The organism is Acidocella aluminiidurans (assembly GCF_055383125.1).
Window position 1 is genome coordinate 3,251,439 of record NZ_AP031589.1, and the last position, 15,748, is coordinate 3,267,186.

Consider the following 15,748-nt stretch of genomic DNA (forward strand, 5'->3'; position numbering starts at 1 on the left):
CTTGACCCTTCCGACAACCCGCCTGATATGGTGCTAACGCAATTTGCTTGGATAGGTTAGGGCGCTGATTTTGGACAATGCGACCCCTTTGACGACAGAGCCGACCACTGACGCGCTGGCCCGCTTGACGGCGCTGCTGGAGGCGGAGCTGCAGGCGACGAACGAGGCCATCGTGGCGCGGATGGACAGCCCGGTGGCGCTGATCCCGCAGCTGGCGGCGCATATTGTCGCGGCGGGGGGCAAGCGCATGCGCCCGCTGTTGACCCTCGCCGCGGCCAAGCTCTGTGGTTACACGGGCGGGCGGCAGGTCAACCTCGCCGCCTGTGTGGAGTTCATCCATACCGCGACATTGCTGCATGACGATGTGGTGGATGAATCCTTGCTGCGCCGGGGCTTTGCCTCGGCCAATGCGGTATTCGGCAACAAGGCCTCGGTGCTGGTCGGGGATTTCCTGTTCTCCCGCGCTTTTGAGCTGATGGTCGAGGATGGTTCGCTGGAGGTGCTGCGCATCCTCTCCTCCGCCTCCGCCACCATCGCCGAGGGCGAGGTGCTGCAGCTGACCACCCAGAACGATATTTCCACCACGCCGGAGACCTATTTCGAGGTCATTCGCGGCAAGACCGCGGCTTTGTTCGCGGCGGCCTCGGAAGTGGGCGGGGTGATCGCCGGGGCGAGCGCGCAGGATTGCGCCGCCTTGCGCGATTTCGGCATGGATCTCGGCATGGCCTTCCAGCTTGTGGACGACGCGTTGGATTACGCCGCCAACCAGGCGCAGCTGGGCAAGACCGTCGGCGATGATTTCCGCGAGGGCAAGCTGACCTATCCGGTGATCCTGGCGCTGCAGGACGCCGATGAGCAAGAGCGCGGCTTTTGGCAACGCACGCTGGAAGCCAGCGAGCAGACCGAGGAAGATCTGGCCACCGCGCTGGCGTTGATTGAGAAACATGATTGCACGGCGCGCACCATCGCCCGCGCGGATGCGTTCATCGACAGCGCCGTGCATCGCCTCGCGGTCTTCCCGGAGAGCGAAATCCGCACCGCCCTGGCCGGGGTCGCGCGCTACACCACCGCCCGCAGCCACTGATTTTTGAACCCCCGCATTGCCATGCGGGGGGTTCTGGCGCATAAACATATCTAGTTATATGTCTAGTTATGTTTGTGAGGCGGGAATGAGCGGCGATATTCTGAAAGAGCGCCCGGCTTTGTTTCTGGGCAGCCGGTTGAAGCGGTTGGCGGAGCGGATGCAGGGCGATGTGGCGGCGTTGGGCGGCGCGGTGGGGCTGGATATCCAGCCCGCGCAATATTCGCTGCTGGCGACGCTGGATGCGTATGGGCCGCAGACCATTGGGGAGTTGTCCCAGGCGATGGGGCTGAGCCAGCCGGCGATCACCCGCAACGCGGCGAAGCTGGCGGAGATGGGGCTGGTGGCGATCGACCGGCTGCATAAGGACCAGCGGCACAAGACTGTCTCTCTCACCCCCCAGGGCGAGGCGGATATGGCCTGCTCGAAGGCTCTGGTCTGGCCGCAGGTGGAGGCGGCGGTGAGGGATCTGCTGGCCGGGATGGAGGCGCAGTTTCTGGCGCAGATCGACGCGATCGAGACGGCTTTGGCGCGAAAGCCGCTGCACCAGCGTTTTGCCCCGGCCGGGCTGCGGCTGCTGCCCTTCAGCGATGAGCGGGCGGCGTTATTCGGCCAGATCAACCGGGAATGGATCGAGACGATGTACCGGCTGGAGCCAGCGGATCTCGACGTGCTGGAGAATCCACGCGAGCGGATCATCGAAAAGGGCGGGGAGATCTGGTTTGTCGAGGCGGACGGGCTGGGGGTGGTCGGCACCTGCGCGTTGCTGAAGACCGGCGAGGGCCAGTATGAGCTTGGCAAGATGGGGGTGCTGGAGGCGGCAAGGGGGCGCAAGGCCGGTGAGTTTCTGCTGCGCGAGATGATCGCCAGGGTGCGGGCGCTGGGGGCCAGGCGGCTCTATCTGCTCTCGAACAGCAAATCCGCCGCCGCCGTGCATTTATACGAGAAGCTGGGCTTTCGGCATGATGAGGGCATCATGCGGGAATTCGGGGCGCGCTATGAGCGCTGCAACGTCGCCATGCTGTTCCCCTTGAGCCCGAACGGCGCCAAGGCAGCCGCCTGAGAGACTGTTTGAAAAGCCACTCTGGCGGCCGTCAAGGGGCGATTTGCTGCGCGCCGGTGCTCACGTACCTTAAGTACGCTGCGCTCCGGTGCTTGCAAATCACCCCTTGACGACTCACCATAGCGACTTTTGAAACAGTCTCTAAGGTCGCGAAAATTTTGGGTATGGGGGCTTTTTTCAAAAAGCCCCCGAGTTTCTGCTTTACTTCTTGACCGAGTCATTGGCTGGCGCGGCCGGCGCCAGCACGGTGCTGATGGTCGAGCGCACAATGCTCACCGTCACGTTCGGGGCGATCTCGACCTCGATCTCGTTTGAGCCCTCGACGGTTTTCTTCACCAGCCCGACGATGCCGCCGGCGGTGACGACCTTGTCGCCGCGCTTGAGCCCGCCGAGCTTCGCCTTCAGCTCTTTCTGCTGCTTCTGCTGCGGGCGGATGAGCAGGAAATAGAAGACGATGACGATGAGGACGATCGGCGCGTACTGCATCAGCGCGGCGATTCCGGCGGGGCCGGAGGCGGCGGCGCCGGAAGCGGTTTGCGCGTAAGCGGCGGACATGAACATGGGCACTCCTGGTTGCCGTGAAGTTGCGCGGACCATAGGGTGCGCGCCGTTGCAGTCAACAGGAGGAGACGAGAATGGATGATGACCTGTTGCGCCGGATTGCCGAGGCGCTGGAGCGCCTGGCACCGCCGCCGCCGCGCACCCCGGATTTGATGCAGGCGGACGCCTTCGTCTGGCACCCGCACTCTGGCGGGCTGAGCCCGGTGAAACAGGTCTCGCGGGTGGCGATTTCGCTGCTGCAGGGGGTGGAGAGCCAGAAGGCGCTGATTCTGGAGAACACGCTGCGTTTCGCCAAGGGGCTGCCGGCGAATAACGCCATGCTCTGGGGCGCGCGGGGGATGGGCAAATCCTCGCTGGTGAAGGCGGCGCATGCAGAGGCCAACCGGCAATTTAAGGATTCGCTGGCGCTGATCGAGATCCATCGCGAGGATATCGGCTCGCTGCCGGCGCTGCTGAATGTGCTGCGCGACGCCCGGCGCCGCAGCCTGATCCTGTGCGACGATCTCTCCTTCGAGAAGGGCGACGCCGATTATAAGGCGCTGAAATCTGTGCTGGATGGCGGCATCGAAGGGCGGCCGGAGAATGTGCTGTTCTACGCCACCTCCAACCGCCGGCATCTGATGCCGCGCGACATGATCGAGAATGAGCGCTCGACCGCGATCAATCCCGGCGAGGCGGTGGAGGAGGCGGTGTCGCTCTCCGACCGGTTCGGGCTGTGGATCGGCTTCCATAACGGCGATCAGCAGCAATTCTTCGCGATGGTCGAGGGCTATGCGGCGGCCTACGGGCTGCCGATCGAGACGCCGGAGCTGCGCGCCGCGGCGGTGGAATGGAGCATGACGCGGGGCAGCCGCTCCGGGCGGGTGGCCTGGCAGTTCATCCAGGATCTGGCCGGACGGCTGGGTGTGCGCTTGACCTTGGAGGCCTGACGCGGGAAAGGATGGCCGCCGGGCGAATCTAGAGGCCCGGCGGCGCTGGAAGGGTGGCCGAGTGGTTTAAGGCAGCGGTCTTGAAAACCGCCGTGCGTGCAAGCGTACCGTGGGTTCGAATCCCACCTCTTCCGCCATTTTACGGCCTCTTAATCCCGCCCCTTTTGAGCCATGCGGAAGCGTGAACGCCAGGCGGGGCGATCCGCCCCACCCTGGATGCCCATTGCGCTATGCGGCCTCGGCCGCCAGCTGCTGCCGCAGGGCAGCGGGCAATTGACGGGCGGACTTCACGCGCGGCATGTCCATCTCGGCGATCGGTGCCATCGGCGCGGTGCGCTCATCCCAATTGTGGAAACTCCGACGCGCGGCATTATCGACGAAGCTTTCCGCTTCCAGCCCTTCAGCCAGCAGCAGCTCATGGCTGCTCAGCTCGACATGATAATAGGTGAAGCATTCCGGCACGTTCGCCTCCCGCAGGATGCTGGTGCCGTTCACCAGGGCACTCGCTTGCACCAATATATTATTCAAGCAAATCGCGTGGTCCGGCGAGAGCAGCAAGTCGCGCTTCGGCAGGCCAGCCCCCAGCGCTCCGGCGGTGATGCGAATCGGCAGCGTCCGAAGCGGATCAGCGAAGCGGGTGGAGACGTGGCTCTGGCCAAGCCAGAGCACCTTCATCGGCCCGTTGCGCGTCAGCACGAGATCACCCGGCTGGAGTGACTCCACCGGCCTCTCGCCGGACGGCGTGGCCAGGCGGACGCCGGCATAGAAGCAGAGGATGGTCACCGTGCTGACCTCGGTGCCGCTCGACGTCAGGGTCAACGCGTTGCCATCATGCATCAACGCCGAATATTGCGCGTTCCCGCTGGTCGTGTTGGTTTCCTGGCCGAGGAAAAACACCGGGTTGGTGGCCGAATTCCAGTCCAGATGCAGATCGGAATAGGTCGGTCCGGTTCCGGAGGACGAGGCTTCGGGGATAAAAATCTCGTAACCTGAGGTCGTGCCGTTCGAGGTGTTGTAATTGATCCCGCTGCCGCTGAGTTGATCGCCAACCACCGTCCCGGCATTGTTCAGGGTAAAGCTTTCCGTGGTGACGCCGCCTGTGGTCAGCGTCTCCGTCAGGGAAATGGTGCCAGTCTCGCTGATCAATGTCCCAGTGCTGTTATAGGTCGCGGCCAGGTGACCTGAGAGCGTCTCGCCACCGGCAATCCCGGAAGCAGGGCTGAACACCACGTTGGAGAACGAGGTGGAAACAAGCGTATTGGCCATGAAGCGCTCCGGATCAAAAATTTTTCATTGCGGCGAAAAGCAGAAAATATTGCGAAAGCGCGGCTTTTATTCACGGCGTCGGTGTAGAAGTAAATAAAATAGAAGCGGTTTTTCTCGTTTTTAGAGACAATTTTCCGTGATAAATCTAAAATCGTCTCATTTTTGATTCAAGTTGGTGTGGGGCAATGCTGGATCGTTATGTCTGGCGCAAGCGGACGGCGCGGCTCGCGCAATACCCTGAAGACCAGATCCCCGCCGCGCCAGAGGCTACGCCGGTACGCGCCTTGCGCGACCATTTGTCTTGGGCGCCTGGCACTGTAGTTGTGATTTTGATTTTCGATGTGCGTGTTTGGTGGCTGTATGGGATCTTCGCCAGAGTGATCATGCGATAAAACAGGTTGGGTTTCGTGCGGGGTGTGTGCGTACTGCGACCGCCCCTGGCGGGGTGACGTCTCTAAAAACGAGCCCCCACCACCTCCAGTCATCGGCATGTTGGAACCCCAACGCCAAAAATGTTGGCTTCCCATAAGCACTATAGTTGGGTGTTCCAACGCCGCCGTCTCGGGAACTCAACAAGATCTAATCGGGGCCGTCATCCGTGGCTTGCAACCGAATTCCACTAGGCCGCATGCCAGGTCACCTTAAAGTAAAGACTCCGATCTGATCAGACGGAATTGGTTAGCGAATATAACTTTTTCTGTGTGCTGAGCATATTCTTTTGCTGATCCGCAACCTGTCGACGATCGTAGCAAAAAACGGTCATAAATTATGACGTTTTCGTCGAGCGGCGCGTGACAGCGTTTAAGGCGAGGTGCGAAGCGGAGCGTTTTACGGGGCTCTTCGTGCATGGTTTGTTCTCAACGCACGGAGATCTCAAATAAAAACAGAGGCGCTGTTGCCATGATTTTTCCCTCCGCAAACACGACGATGAATGGCGTTGGCGTCGTGTCAATTGTCTCGCGGCAACCGGTTAGTGAAAATTGCGGACACGGTGCGGACATTCAATCGGATAATTCCAAAGAAATTATCTCTGCATCCGGTAGGTGACTGAAACTCAAAGGAAATATGGTGCCGTCCGCCGGAATCGAACCGGCGACCTACTGATTACGAATTAACGGGCGCTGGTTTTTTAAGGTGATGCCCCGCGTTTTAGATCGTCTCAGCTTTCGGCTGTTTTCCTTGAGTTTTTGGCGATTACCCGCTAACTGTGTGTCCCGGATCGTCCCCTGAAATGCCATGGTGATGATGCCCCAAGTGATGCCCCAGTGATGCCCCAGCGGAGATCGTTATGAAAACGCACCTAACTGAGTCTGCCATTAAGGCCGCCACTAAGCGGGCGGCCGAGACCGGCAAGCGGGAGGAGTTGGCGGACACGGGGCAGCAAGGATTGCGCCTTCGCGTGACCGCCAATGGGGGCAGAACATGGGTTCTGGGTGCCCGCGATGCGATGGGGCGCAGCCGCCGGGTGATGCTGGGCGAGTTTCCCGCCATGGGCATTGCCGAAGCGCGGGAGGCAGCCCGAGCCGCGCGGGCGGATCTGCGCCGTGGGGCGGACCCGATAGCGGATGCTCGCCACAAGCGCGCTGTAGCCAAGGCAGCGCGGGAAGGTGTGGGCACGCTGGCGGCGTTGCTGGAGCTGTATGAGCGCAAGCAAGGCTGCACCCTGAAGTCCTGGCCAGACTGCCGGCGGCGCATCGAGAGCGTGTTCAAGCCGCTGCTGAAAAGGCCGCTCGACATGCTCAAGGCGCGGGACTTCCAGTTGCAGGCGGCTTCCTGGCCCTCGGCTCAGTCTGCTGCGGCGGCTGTGCGCTATGTGCGGCCAATGCTGAAATGGGCAGCGGCATCCGGGCGGGGCTATGTGCCGCGTGACGTTGCGGACCTTGTGCCGCCGGCCACCACCGGCCGCCGTGACCGGGTGTTGGATGAAGCGGAGTTGTCCCGCCTGCTGCCCGTCCTGCGTACCGCTGAGGGGGCGTATGGGGCTTGCCTGCGCTTCCTGTTGCTGACCTTGGCCCGCCGCTCCGAAGCCACCAGCGCCCGCTGGAAGGACGTGGACGTGAAGGCCAAGACGTGGACGATCCGCGAGACCAAGAACGGGCAGCCCCATATCGTGCCGCTATCTGCCCAGGCGCTTGCCATCTTGACCGCGTTGCGGCCGGTTGATGATGCAGGGGAGCTAAAGGCGGGGGCAGAGGGGCGGCTGATATTCTGTACCGCCGCCGGGGGCACGCTGGACAATTTCGACCGCGCCACGAAGCAGATCATGAAGGCGAGCAACACCGAGGGATGGACGCGGCATGACCTCCGCCGGACCGGGGCGACGCTGCTGGGCGAAATGGGCGAGATGCCGGACATTATCGAGGCGGCGTTGAACCATGTCTCGATCCGCAGCCAGCTGGCAGCAACCTATAACCGGTCGCGCTACCGGCCACAAGTGGCGGCAGCGCTGCAACGCCTTGCGGACCGATTGGATGGGATCGAGGCGGGGGGAGCTATGGTTGTGCCGCTGCGCCACGCATGAGGCGGCCGACGGCCGGGCAGGGAAGGGGGGGTACCCCTTTTTTTGGGCAAAACGCCCGTACGCAAGTCGTACAAATTACCGCAAAAATTTTTTAAAATTTAGCCCGACGCCAAAAAAGAGAATTAAGCCCTTTGATTCTCGGTGCTTTTCCGGGATTCAAACCTATCCCAAAGAAAAGTTGCTCGACTAAATGCCTGTAATTTTTCTGTATGTGCACTTACATTTTTTTTGTGTGAAGCTTCGGTGGTGAGTCAGATGGTGAGTCGGCAGCGACTGGCTACTTTTTATTAAGAAAAATCATGCGCTTATTGGGGAGAGTTGGCGGAGCGGTCGTCCGCCGAACCCCGTAAATTGCTGGACGAGGTTTCGAATAACTAATTAAATCAAATGCTTGTTAAAAACTTTTAGCCTTCAAAACCGGGGATTTTCTCTTGTTTTCCCCCAAGGTGTAACTCCATAGTTTGTGAACATATCATTTTCAAAAATCACAAAATCACAAGTATTTATCTTCATTTTTTCCTTTACAAGGCAATGCTAGCTCGGCTATTTGCCAAAATCGTTCCGGATGCGTCCGGGGCCTTTTCAACCTTTGCACATAGGCCATTCACTATGGACCGTTGCGCTCCCTGTTTTTACTCGATCAAGGATGCTGCTACCACCTTTGCGCTGACCCGTGCCGAAATCTATCGGCGACTTCGCAGCGGGCACCTGCAAGCTCGCAAAAACGGCAAACGAACTTTGATTGATGGCGCTAGCTTGCGCCGGTTCGTCGATAGTATGCCGCAAGCGACTTTTCGCCCTCTGCCGAACAAAGCAGCCTAGCCCGCGCGCGGCGGGACCGCGCTTTAAAATCTCATAGGATTGATAATGGAAATCAACGATGACGCCTTGGCGTCAGCGCGGGAGATTGCGCGCTGCTTCGAGGAGATACGCCGCCATCAGCGTGAGCTGTCCGCTCATTCCGAGGTGGCGGAGATGTTGGGGCAGTCTGAGCGGGCATCAGGCGGTGCGCGGTGGCAAACAATATCGTGGCTGGCTGAAAAGCTCAGCGACGAAATTCACGATGTGCGCTGCCAGCTGGACGCCCTGGAAGGGTGCGTCAAGCGTGCCTTGAGCGCCAATTATCCGGCCGGCGGGTGCGCAGTATGAGCGACAACAACCCCCTCCGCGCGGCGGCCATCGCCGAGGCGGCCCGCAATGCCGGCGCATATGATCCGGCGCTTGTTGCCATCGCCGCCGCTGAAGACACGACACTCTCCCCGGCGGAAACGGTAACGGCGCTCAAGGCCACAAAGCCCTACCTGTTTGGCCCCAAGCACGCCCGCGACATGTCGCCGGCAGAGTACCGCGAAGCCAAGCTGGATTTGATGCGCAACACCGAGCGCGCACGCGTCGGCCTACCCCCGAGAGCCAAGCTCTGAGCTTCCTCCACCAAGCGGCCAATGCCGCTGAAAAGGATTTTCAAATGGAATATCCTGCACCCGATGAAGTGGTGATCGCCACCGCACGCGAAAAACACGACGCCACGCAGGCCCGCGTTGAGGCCACGCGCGGCACGATAGCAGAGCTTGAAAGGATACTTGCCGAACACAAGCGCCGCCGCAAAGCCGCGCTGGATGCCGCCGCCAAGGGGGAGCCGATTAGCCCCCAACAACTGGCGGAGATCGAGGCTGGCACCGCCAGCACCGAAACCAGCCTGGCCCACCAGAACGAAATCCTCACCCGACAACTTCAGCACGCCCAGCGAAGTGCTGAGGAATGGCGCATGTCTCATGGTTTGGCCCATCGCCCGCGCGTGGTGGCCGCACTTGCCGAGATGCACCGCGCAGGCCAGGCCGCCCAGGCGGCCCAAACCGCTCTACACGAAGCCGCCGCAGCGGATGCCGCCGCGCGGCGGGTCATCACACAAGCCTTTGCGGCCGGCTTTCCTGTCCCGCACGCGATCAAGGCTGGCGCGGGCATCCAGCCGGGCAAGGAGGGGCTGCCGGTTGATACACGCGCCCCGGCGCTGCATCGGACTTGGGGGAAACTGGCAGAGGAAGCCATCGGCCCTTTGCCGAAAGCAACAACGCCAACCCGCCAGCCAGGGCTGTTCGTCTGCAACCAGAGTTTTGGGATCTGGAACAACGGCGGAACGCTCGAAATCAAAGCAGGGCGGCCGATCTGGTTGGATGCGAGCGCCCAGGTGGCGATTGAGGCGATGGGGCACGTTTTGATCTCCCTCCCCTCTGAGGCGCCCCGATAGCCGTCAGCACCGGCCCGGCCAGCGAATGCGAACCGGCCGGGCGTCGCAAAGCGGGAGTCGTCCACCGTGGCGGCTCCCAACATCACCCCAAGTTTTGGGACATGAAATGACCCCATTTGAAAAACTTGCGGCGACCGCCGCGCGCCTCATCCAGCAATCCGAAACTGCCCCGCAGCCCCATCGCATACGAATGGCCGAGGCCGCCGCTGCCATCCGTGGCGCTATGGCGGAAATTCGCGCCGCCCTGGATCCGACGCCCCGACGCAAGGGGCAACGGCACCCGAGATACAACCTGATCGTGGGAGATGAGACCCACCCAGCCTATCAAAGCGGCCCCTCGCGCGCGGGGTAACGGGAGACGCCCAGGACGGGCGCAACGTCCCGGGCGCACCTACCCTAGCGCCTCACCCTGTAAGGCCGATTTTTACCCTTCACCGTATCCAAGGAAAACCGCATGTTGATCGACATGTTGCCCCCCACGTACCAGGCCGGGGGCGAGCGGCTGCAAATCGACCACGCCCAGGCGGTTTGGGATGGGCGCACCTTCAGCGCCTCATCCATCGCCGGCAGCATCCCGAGCCTGGCCCGCAAGTTGATCGCCGCCGGCTGCCCTGACCAACCATGGCGGGCGCTTCGCAATGGGGCTCTGGCCATGTTCGGCCCGTCCCTCGCCACCGTGGCGGGCATCACATTCAGCGAGGCCGCCGCGCGGCGGCTCAAAGTGACGAAATACCGGCCATACCCGAGGCTTCAACCAGCCCAGTAACTATTGGAGTCGGCATGAAAACCGATATCTGGATGCCCCTCTACGGGGGGGATTATCTGGCTAGTACCGGCCACCTGACAACTGAGATGCACGGCGCTTATTTCCTGCTCTTACTGCACCATTGGCAGCAAGAAAGCTTACCGGATGACGATGGCCAGCTTGCCTCCATCGCAAAACTCACATCGCATAAATGGAAAAAAATCCGCGAAATAATGCGCGCGTTTTTTTATGAACAAGACGGGAAGCTGTACCAAAAACGCATCGTGGAAGAGCTGGAGAAAGCGCACAAAAACAAGGCTTTTCGAACAGAGCGCGCAAAGAAAGGCGCGGCGGCAATGCTGTCAAACCGCGAGCTTAAAGCTAGCACGTCACCTCCACCTTCACCTTCAAGTAAGAATCCTTCGGATTCTCCATCAAGCGCTCCGCGCTTGAAGCGGTCTGCCCGTGGCAGCGATCCGGCCTTTGAGCGGTTCTGGGCGGCCTATCCCCGCAAGGTGAGTAAGGGGGCCGCGCGCAAGGCGTGGGCCAAGGCGCTCACCAAGGCCACGGCGGAACAAATCATCAGCGCCGTGGAGGCCCACCAATTCGACCCCCGGCCGGAATACCAGCCGCACCCGGCAACCTGGCTGAACGGTGAGCGCTGGCTTGATGAGGCCGGCGGCAACGCCCGCAGCCGCGACATGGGGAGCTTCTTTTGACCGACCCCCCCGACACCATGGCCGAGCTGCTGGGCGAACAGGGAAGCCGCGTGAAGCGCTTCCCGCCCCGGCCCTGGTGACGGCCCCGACCGGCCCCACCATGTCCAGCCGAACTGACCGGGAAGCGCCACGACAACGTGATGCGCTCCCTTTGATGCGCCTGAAGGACGCCGGCAGATGGCGTCAAAAGACCCAGAGAACCATCCCACGTGTAAACCTTTCGCGCGCGCAGGAGGCGCGGCGCGTGCTGGCGTGGCGCGGGTGACTCGGCGTTGTTGATGCCCCAGTGGTGCCCCAGCTGAGATGCGTTGGGCGTGGCTGGTGGTGGAAGTTGTCTAAGTTGTTGATTTTGCTGGTGCCGTCCGCCGGAATCGAACCGGCGACCTACTGATTACGAATCAGTTGCTCTACCAACTGAGCTAGGACGGCATGAGCCTCTGGAGGCAGGTTGGGCGTATGGCATAGCGGAATACAAAAATCCAGCCTCAAGCGGGCAAAGCGGGGCTGGAATTTCCGTCCCGCTTTGCAGCTTTGGTGGGCGCCGCTCAGTCCATCCGGCGCTTATATTTTGGCTTCACCCGCTCGGTAGCCAGGCCGCCATGCAGGGCGGAGCCGCGGCCGGAGAGAGACGGGTTGGTCATGAAGTAGTCATGCGCGGAGGCCGGCGGGTCGCCAGCGGTGACGCGCACCCAACTGCCATCGGCGCGCAACTCGGAGCTCTGCGCGTCGTCGCGCAGATTGACGACCATGATCTGGTCCAGGATCTGCGCATGCACGGTGGGGTTATGGATCGGCACCAGCGTTTCCACGCGGAAATCCATGTTGCGCTCCATCCAGTCGGCGCTGGAGATGAACAGCTTGTTCTCGCGCGAGGGCATCGCCTGGCCATTGGCAAAAATATAGATCCGCGAATGCTCCAGGAAGCGCCCGACGATGGATTTCACCTTGATCGTCTCGGAGAGGCCCGGCACGCCGGGGCGCAGGCAGCAAATGCCGCGCACCACCGCCTGGATGGGCACACCTGCCCGGCTGGCCTCGTAGAGATGGTCGATCAGCTTGGCATCCACCAGCGAGTTCATCTTCAGCCAGATGCCGGACGGCTTGCCGGCCTTGGCATTGGCGATCTCGTGGTCGATCTGCTGGTCCAGCGTCTTGCGCGTGGTCAGCGGCGAGAAGGCGAGCTGCTCCATCGCCTCCGGCTTGGCATAGCCGGTCATGTAGTTGAACAGCCGCGCCGCGTCGCGGGTCATCGCCGGGTCGCAGGTGAAGAAGCTGAGATCGGTATAAATGCGCGCGGTGATCGGGTGGTAATTGCCGGTGCCGAAATGCGCATAGGCGCGCAAGCTGCCGGCCTCGCGCCGCACCACATAGGAGAGCTTGGCGTGGGTTTTCAGGCCCACGAAACCGAACACCACCTGCACGCCGGCGGCCTCAAGCGCGCGGGAGAGGCGGATATTCGCCTCCTCGTCGAAGCGGGCTTTCAGCTCCACCATGGCGGTGACGGATTTGCCGGCCTCGGCGGCTTCGATCAGCGCCTTGACGATGGGGCTGTCGCGGCTGGTGCGGTAGAGCGTCTGCTTGATCGCGACGACATTCGGGTCGATCGCCGCCTGGCGGAGGAACTGCACCACCACATCGAAACTCTCGAACGGGTGATGGACCAGAATATCCTTGGCCCGGATGGCGGCAAAACAATCCCCCGCGAAATCGCGGATACGCTCGGGAAATCGAGGCGTGTAGGGGGCGAAGAGCAGGTCGGGCCGGTCATCGACGATCAGCTGCTTCACATCGACCAGCCCGATAATGCCGGATTCGGTATAGACCTCCTCGGGCGGGGCCTCGACCGCGTCGATCACCAACTCGCGCAGATCATCGGGCATGTCGGCCTGGATGGTGAGCTGGATGGCGACACCGCGGCGGCGGCGTTTCAACGCGCTTTCGTAAGAGCGGACCAGATCCTCGGCCTCCTCCTCGAACTCCACGTCCGTATCGCGGATCAGCCGGAACAGGCCGGAGCCCTGGACCGAGAAGCCGGGGAACAGGCGCTGCATGTTCATCGCCACCAGCTCTTCGAGCATGATGAAGCGGATCGGGCCGGTGCCGGAGGGCAGGCGGATGAAGCGCTCGATCTGGCTGGGCAGCGGGATCAGCGCCGACATCTGGCCGCGATCATCGTCGCGCGCCAGGGAGAGCGCCATCACCAGCCCCATATTCGGGATGAAGGGGAAGGGGTGGGCCGGGTCCACCGCCAGCGGGGTGAGCACCGGGAAGACGCGTTCCATGAAATAGGAGTCGAGGAAGCTGGCATCGTCGGTGGTCAGCTCGGCGGCGGCCAGAACCACCAGCCCGGCCTTGGCCAGCAGGCCCCGCACCTCCTCAAACGCCGATTGCTGGGCGTTGATCAGCTCGCGCGAGCGGGTTTTGATCGCTTGCAGCTGCTGGGCGGGGGTCAGCCCGTCGGCGGAATGCTCAAGCACCCCGGCGCGGGCCTGGCCGATGAGCCCGGCGACGCGGACCGAATAGAACTCATCCAGATTGGAGGCGCTGATGGAGACGAAGCGCAGCCGCTCAAGCAGCGGGTGGCGGGCGTTGCGCGCCTCCGAGACGACCCGGAAATTGAAATCCAGCCAGGAGAGTTCCCGGTTGATGAAGCGGGCGGGGTCATGCAGCCCGATCGCAAGATCGGGGGCGGTTTCAACGACAGGTGGGGGAGTCTGCTGGTCCATGACGGATTTATACCAAGGTCATCAAAGATGACATGTTATGATTGAGTAAAAACTTTACGCGTCGGAGGCGATCTCCGCCAGGATTTCCATGGCCATCGGGCGGGTGATGCGCGCCCCGCGATCCATGGCCAGCCGGTCCAGCCGGGCGATGGCTTCGCGGTAAAAGGCGGGCGCGCGGGGGAGGTGCAGGAGCAGCAGGTTGCGCACTGGCAATGGCAGGCTGAGCTGACGGGCGGCGGCCAGGCGGGTGAGCAGCGCTTCCAGCAGCTCATCTTCCGGGGCGCGGATTTCGACACTGGCGGAGGCGCGCAACCGGCTGGTCAGGTCCGCCAGCTTGTAGCCCATGCGGATCGGCGGCGGGCGGGAGGCGAGCAGGACTGGCAGCCCGTCCTCGGCGGCGGCGTTGAGCAGGTGCAGTAGGGCGGTGGGTTCGGGCGTGAGGTCGGCATCGTCCACCGCCACCGGGCGGGTGGGGCGGATGAGGCCGCGCAGCGAGGCGCCATCGACAATGCGCGCCTCATGGCTCTGCGCCCAGAGATGCAGCAGATGGGTTTTGCCGCAGCCGGCCTCGCCCCACAGCACCAGCCGGCCGTTGCTCCAGGCTTCCGGCCGGGCCAGCCATTCGCGCGCGGCCGCGTTGGAGGGGGCGGGGCAGAAATCCTCCTCCGTATAAGGCAGCGACAATTCCGCGAAGGGCAGGACGAGTTGCCTCATTCGGGGGGGCGTCGAGATAAAGCGGGGAGAGCAGGTAGCGGCGCAGCCAGAAGCGGGTGAGGACACCCAGCGTGGCGGTGACCGGCACCGCCAGCATGATGCCGAGGAAGCCGAAGGCGGCGCCGCCGGCGAACAAGGCGAAGATCACCCAGACGGCGGAGAGGCCGACCCGGTCGCCCAGGAAGCGGGGTTGGATGACATAATCATTCAGACCCTGGCCGACGGCGAAGACGATCAGGACCGCGATCACCCCATGCCAGCCCTGGTTCTGGCTGAGCGCCAGCAGCATCGCGGTGATGCCGCCCAGCAGCGTGCCGACATAGGGAATGAAGGAGAGGATGCCGGCGGTGAGCCCGACGATGAGGCCGAGATCCAGCCCGATCACGGTAAGGCCGATGGCATAGATGGCGGCCAGGGCCAGGCAGCAGATCGCCTGGCCGCGGATCCAGGCGGAGAGGATCTTGTTGATCTCCACCGCCTGGGCGCGGATCAGCCCTTCATAAGGCCGCGGCAGCCAGCTATCGACATGGCGGATGATGCTCGGCCAGTCGCGCAGGAAATAGAAGGTGACGACCGGGGTGACGATGAGCAGGGTGAGCACGTTCACCACCGCGAAACCGCTGCCGATGATGTTGGAGGCGGCCTTGCCGGCATAGGTCACCAGCGTATCGGCCTGGTTGGAGGCGAGATCCTGCAGCTTGGTGCGCAGCTGGTAGGGCAGGCGGTGCTGCAGATTGCGCATCAGGCTGGCGAAATCCGCCTGGACCGTCTGGATATAAGTAGGGACGTTGGAGATGAAGGACGAGGCCTGTGCCGCGATCACCGGATAGAGCAGCAGGATGAACAGAATGACCACGACGCCGAAGGCCAGCAGCACCAGCAGCGTGCCATAGGGCCGGCTGATGCCGAGATTGTCGAGGCGTTCCACCAGGGGATCAAGAAAATAGGCAAGGCCGGCGGCGACGACGAAGGGCAGCAGGATCGAGGAGAAAAGCCGGAAGCAGAGCCAGCATGCGGCCATCACCACAACCAGGAGCGCCAGACGCTGCCACTGCACGCGCTTATAGCGCTGCATATCGGCCTTGTTTTCGTACATCATGCCCCCTGGTAAGATTGCGCGGCCCCGCCGGCTGTGTTGAAAGGCGGCGGGATTTCGCCGGAATTTTGAAGCAGCGCCA

Annotated in this window: 16 protein-coding genes and 2 tRNA genes; 12 read left to right on the forward strand and 6 right to left on the reverse strand. The window is 62.4% G+C overall.

Features of this window, described 5'->3' with window-relative positions; translation table 11 throughout:
• The first annotated feature begins 88 nt into the window (after positions 1 to 88).
• Both ACZ46S_RS16005 and ACZ46S_RS16010 read left to right on the forward strand, forming a co-directional pair.
• Positions 89 to 1,084 (forward strand): polyprenyl synthetase family protein, encoded by a 996-nt coding sequence (locus tag ACZ46S_RS16005; protein ID WP_295737156.1) that lies wholly within the window; start codon positions 89 to 91, stop codon positions 1,082 to 1,084.
• A gap of 58 nt (positions 1,085 to 1,142) precedes the next feature.
• The gene (locus ACZ46S_RS16010; protein WP_464062553.1) at positions 1,143 to 2,144 is read left to right on the forward strand and encodes a bifunctional helix-turn-helix transcriptional regulator/GNAT family N-acetyltransferase; all 1,002 of its coding nucleotides are present in this window, start codon (positions 1,143 to 1,145) and stop codon (positions 2,142 to 2,144) included.
• Between the two features lie 201 nt (positions 2,145 to 2,345).
• Here ACZ46S_RS16010 and yajC read toward each other — a convergent pair whose 3' ends face one another.
• Entirely contained in the window at positions 2,346 to 2,705 is a 360-nt protein-coding gene (yajC, locus tag ACZ46S_RS16015; protein ID WP_295737163.1) for a preprotein translocase subunit YajC, read from the reverse strand.
• A 74-nt stretch (positions 2,706 to 2,779) separates the two neighbouring features.
• On the opposite strand from yajC, the gene ACZ46S_RS16020 reads away from it, so the two are divergent.
• On the forward strand, positions 2,780 to 3,634 hold the full coding sequence (locus ACZ46S_RS16020; protein ID WP_464062554.1) for an ATP-binding protein: 855 nt from the start codon (positions 2,780 to 2,782) through the stop codon (positions 3,632 to 3,634).
• A gap of 47 nt (positions 3,635 to 3,681) precedes the next feature.
• A tRNA-Ser gene (locus tag ACZ46S_RS16025) sits at positions 3,682 to 3,771 on the forward strand.
• Between the two features lie 91 nt (positions 3,772 to 3,862).
• Here the strand turns inward: ACZ46S_RS16025 and ACZ46S_RS16030 are convergent.
• A complete protein-coding gene (locus ACZ46S_RS16030) occupies positions 3,863 to 4,900 on the reverse strand; it encodes a Hint domain-containing protein (RefSeq protein WP_464062555.1) in 1,038 nt (345 codons plus the stop codon).
• A gap of 185 nt (positions 4,901 to 5,085) precedes the next feature.
• Between ACZ46S_RS16030 and ACZ46S_RS16035 the strand changes: the two genes are divergently transcribed.
• The 8 genes from ACZ46S_RS16035 to ACZ46S_RS16070 all read left to right on the forward strand — a co-directional run bounded on the left by ACZ46S_RS16035 (position 5,086) and on the right by ACZ46S_RS16070 (position 11,130).
• Positions 5,086 to 5,292, forward strand: coding sequence for a hypothetical protein (locus ACZ46S_RS16035; RefSeq protein ID WP_464062556.1), 207 nt, complete (start codon positions 5,086 to 5,088; stop codon positions 5,290 to 5,292).
• Positions 5,293 to 6,188: 896 nt separating this feature from the next.
• Positions 6,189 to 7,421: a tyrosine-type recombinase/integrase gene (locus ACZ46S_RS16040; RefSeq protein ID WP_464062557.1), complete on the forward strand. Its 1,233-nt coding sequence runs from the start codon at positions 6,189 to 6,191 to the stop codon at positions 7,419 to 7,421.
• Positions 7,422 to 8,030: 609 nt separating this feature from the next.
• Complete coding sequence (locus ACZ46S_RS16045; protein WP_464062558.1) at positions 8,031 to 8,243, forward strand: helix-turn-helix domain-containing protein; 213 nt, start codon at positions 8,031 to 8,033, stop codon at positions 8,241 to 8,243.
• A gap of 45 nt (positions 8,244 to 8,288) precedes the next feature.
• Positions 8,289 to 8,570, forward strand: coding sequence for a hypothetical protein (locus ACZ46S_RS16050; protein WP_464062559.1), 282 nt, complete (start codon positions 8,289 to 8,291; stop codon positions 8,568 to 8,570).
• Positions 8,567 to 8,842 carry a hypothetical protein gene (locus ACZ46S_RS16055; RefSeq protein ID WP_464062560.1) on the forward strand — a complete coding sequence of 92 codons (276 nt, stop codon included), beginning with the start codon at positions 8,567 to 8,569 and terminating at the stop codon, positions 8,840 to 8,842. Before ACZ46S_RS16050 ends, ACZ46S_RS16055 begins: the two co-directional genes overlap by 4 nt.
• A 44-nt stretch (positions 8,843 to 8,886) precedes the next feature.
• On the forward strand, positions 8,887 to 9,666 hold the full coding sequence (locus tag ACZ46S_RS16060) for a hypothetical protein (RefSeq protein WP_464062561.1): 780 nt from the start codon (positions 8,887 to 8,889) through the stop codon (positions 9,664 to 9,666).
• Positions 9,667 to 10,120: 454 nt separating this feature from the next.
• Positions 10,121 to 10,432 carry a hypothetical protein gene (locus ACZ46S_RS16065; RefSeq protein WP_464062562.1) on the forward strand — a complete coding sequence of 104 codons (312 nt, stop codon included), beginning with the start codon at positions 10,121 to 10,123 and terminating at the stop codon, positions 10,430 to 10,432.
• 14 nt (positions 10,433 to 10,446) lie between these two features.
• Positions 10,447 to 11,130, forward strand: a complete 684-nt coding sequence (locus tag ACZ46S_RS16070; RefSeq protein ID WP_464062563.1) for a YdaU family protein — start codon at positions 10,447 to 10,449, stop codon at positions 11,128 to 11,130.
• 353 nt (positions 11,131 to 11,483) lie between these two features.
• Here the strand turns inward: ACZ46S_RS16070 and ACZ46S_RS16075 are convergent.
• The 4 genes from ACZ46S_RS16075 to ACZ46S_RS16090 form a co-directional block, all read right to left on the reverse strand.
• A tRNA-Thr gene (locus tag ACZ46S_RS16075) sits at positions 11,484 to 11,559 on the reverse strand.
• 116 nt (positions 11,560 to 11,675) lie between these two features.
• Complete coding sequence (locus ACZ46S_RS16080) at positions 11,676 to 13,856, reverse strand: RNA degradosome polyphosphate kinase (protein WP_464062564.1); 2,181 nt, start codon at positions 13,854 to 13,856, stop codon at positions 11,676 to 11,678.
• A 54-nt stretch (positions 13,857 to 13,910) separates the two neighbouring features.
• Positions 13,911 to 14,438 (reverse strand): hypothetical protein, encoded by a 528-nt coding sequence (locus ACZ46S_RS16085; RefSeq protein ID WP_464062565.1) that lies wholly within the window; start codon positions 14,436 to 14,438, stop codon positions 13,911 to 13,913.
• Complete coding sequence (locus ACZ46S_RS16090) at positions 14,374 to 15,669, reverse strand: AI-2E family transporter (protein ID WP_464062566.1); 1,296 nt, start codon at positions 15,667 to 15,669, stop codon at positions 14,374 to 14,376. The genes ACZ46S_RS16085 and ACZ46S_RS16090 overlap by 65 nt, the downstream gene beginning before the upstream one ends.
• Between the last annotated feature and the right edge of the window lie 79 nt (positions 15,670 to 15,748).

Coding starts and splice junctions, on each gene's coding strand:
- ACZ46S_RS16050 (WP_464062559.1), top strand. CDS start 8,289: ATGGAAATCAACGATGACGCCTTGGCGTCAGCGCGGGAGATTGCGCGC.
- ACZ46S_RS16045 (WP_464062558.1), top strand. CDS start 8,031: ATGGACCGTTGCGCTCCCTGTTTTTACTCGATCAAGGATGCTGCTACC.
- ACZ46S_RS16070 (WP_464062563.1), top strand. CDS start 10,447: ATGAAAACCGATATCTGGATGCCCCTCTACGGGGGGGATTATCTGGCT.
- ACZ46S_RS16035 (WP_464062556.1), top strand. CDS start 5,086: ATGCTGGATCGTTATGTCTGGCGCAAGCGGACGGCGCGGCTCGCGCAA.
- ACZ46S_RS16010 (WP_464062553.1), top strand. CDS start 1,143: ATGTCTAGTTATGTTTGTGAGGCGGGAATGAGCGGCGATATTCTGAAA.
- ACZ46S_RS16080 (WP_464062564.1), bottom strand. CDS start 13,856: ATGGACCAGCAGACTCCCCCACCTGTCGTTGAAACCGCCCCCGATCTT.
- yajC (WP_295737163.1), bottom strand. CDS start 2,705: ATGTTCATGTCCGCCGCTTACGCGCAAACCGCTTCCGGCGCCGCCGCC.
- ACZ46S_RS16040 (WP_464062557.1), top strand. CDS start 6,189: ATGAAAACGCACCTAACTGAGTCTGCCATTAAGGCCGCCACTAAGCGG.
- ACZ46S_RS16020 (WP_464062554.1), top strand. CDS start 2,780: ATGGATGATGACCTGTTGCGCCGGATTGCCGAGGCGCTGGAGCGCCTG.
- ACZ46S_RS16065 (WP_464062562.1), top strand. CDS start 10,121: ATGTTGATCGACATGTTGCCCCCCACGTACCAGGCCGGGGGCGAGCGG.
- ACZ46S_RS16090 (WP_464062566.1), bottom strand. CDS start 15,669: ATGATGTACGAAAACAAGGCCGATATGCAGCGCTATAAGCGCGTGCAG.
- ACZ46S_RS16055 (WP_464062560.1), top strand. CDS start 8,567: ATGAGCGACAACAACCCCCTCCGCGCGGCGGCCATCGCCGAGGCGGCC.
- ACZ46S_RS16030 (WP_464062555.1), bottom strand. CDS start 4,900: ATGGCCAATACGCTTGTTTCCACCTCGTTCTCCAACGTGGTGTTCAGC.
- ACZ46S_RS16060 (WP_464062561.1), top strand. CDS start 8,887: ATGGAATATCCTGCACCCGATGAAGTGGTGATCGCCACCGCACGCGAA.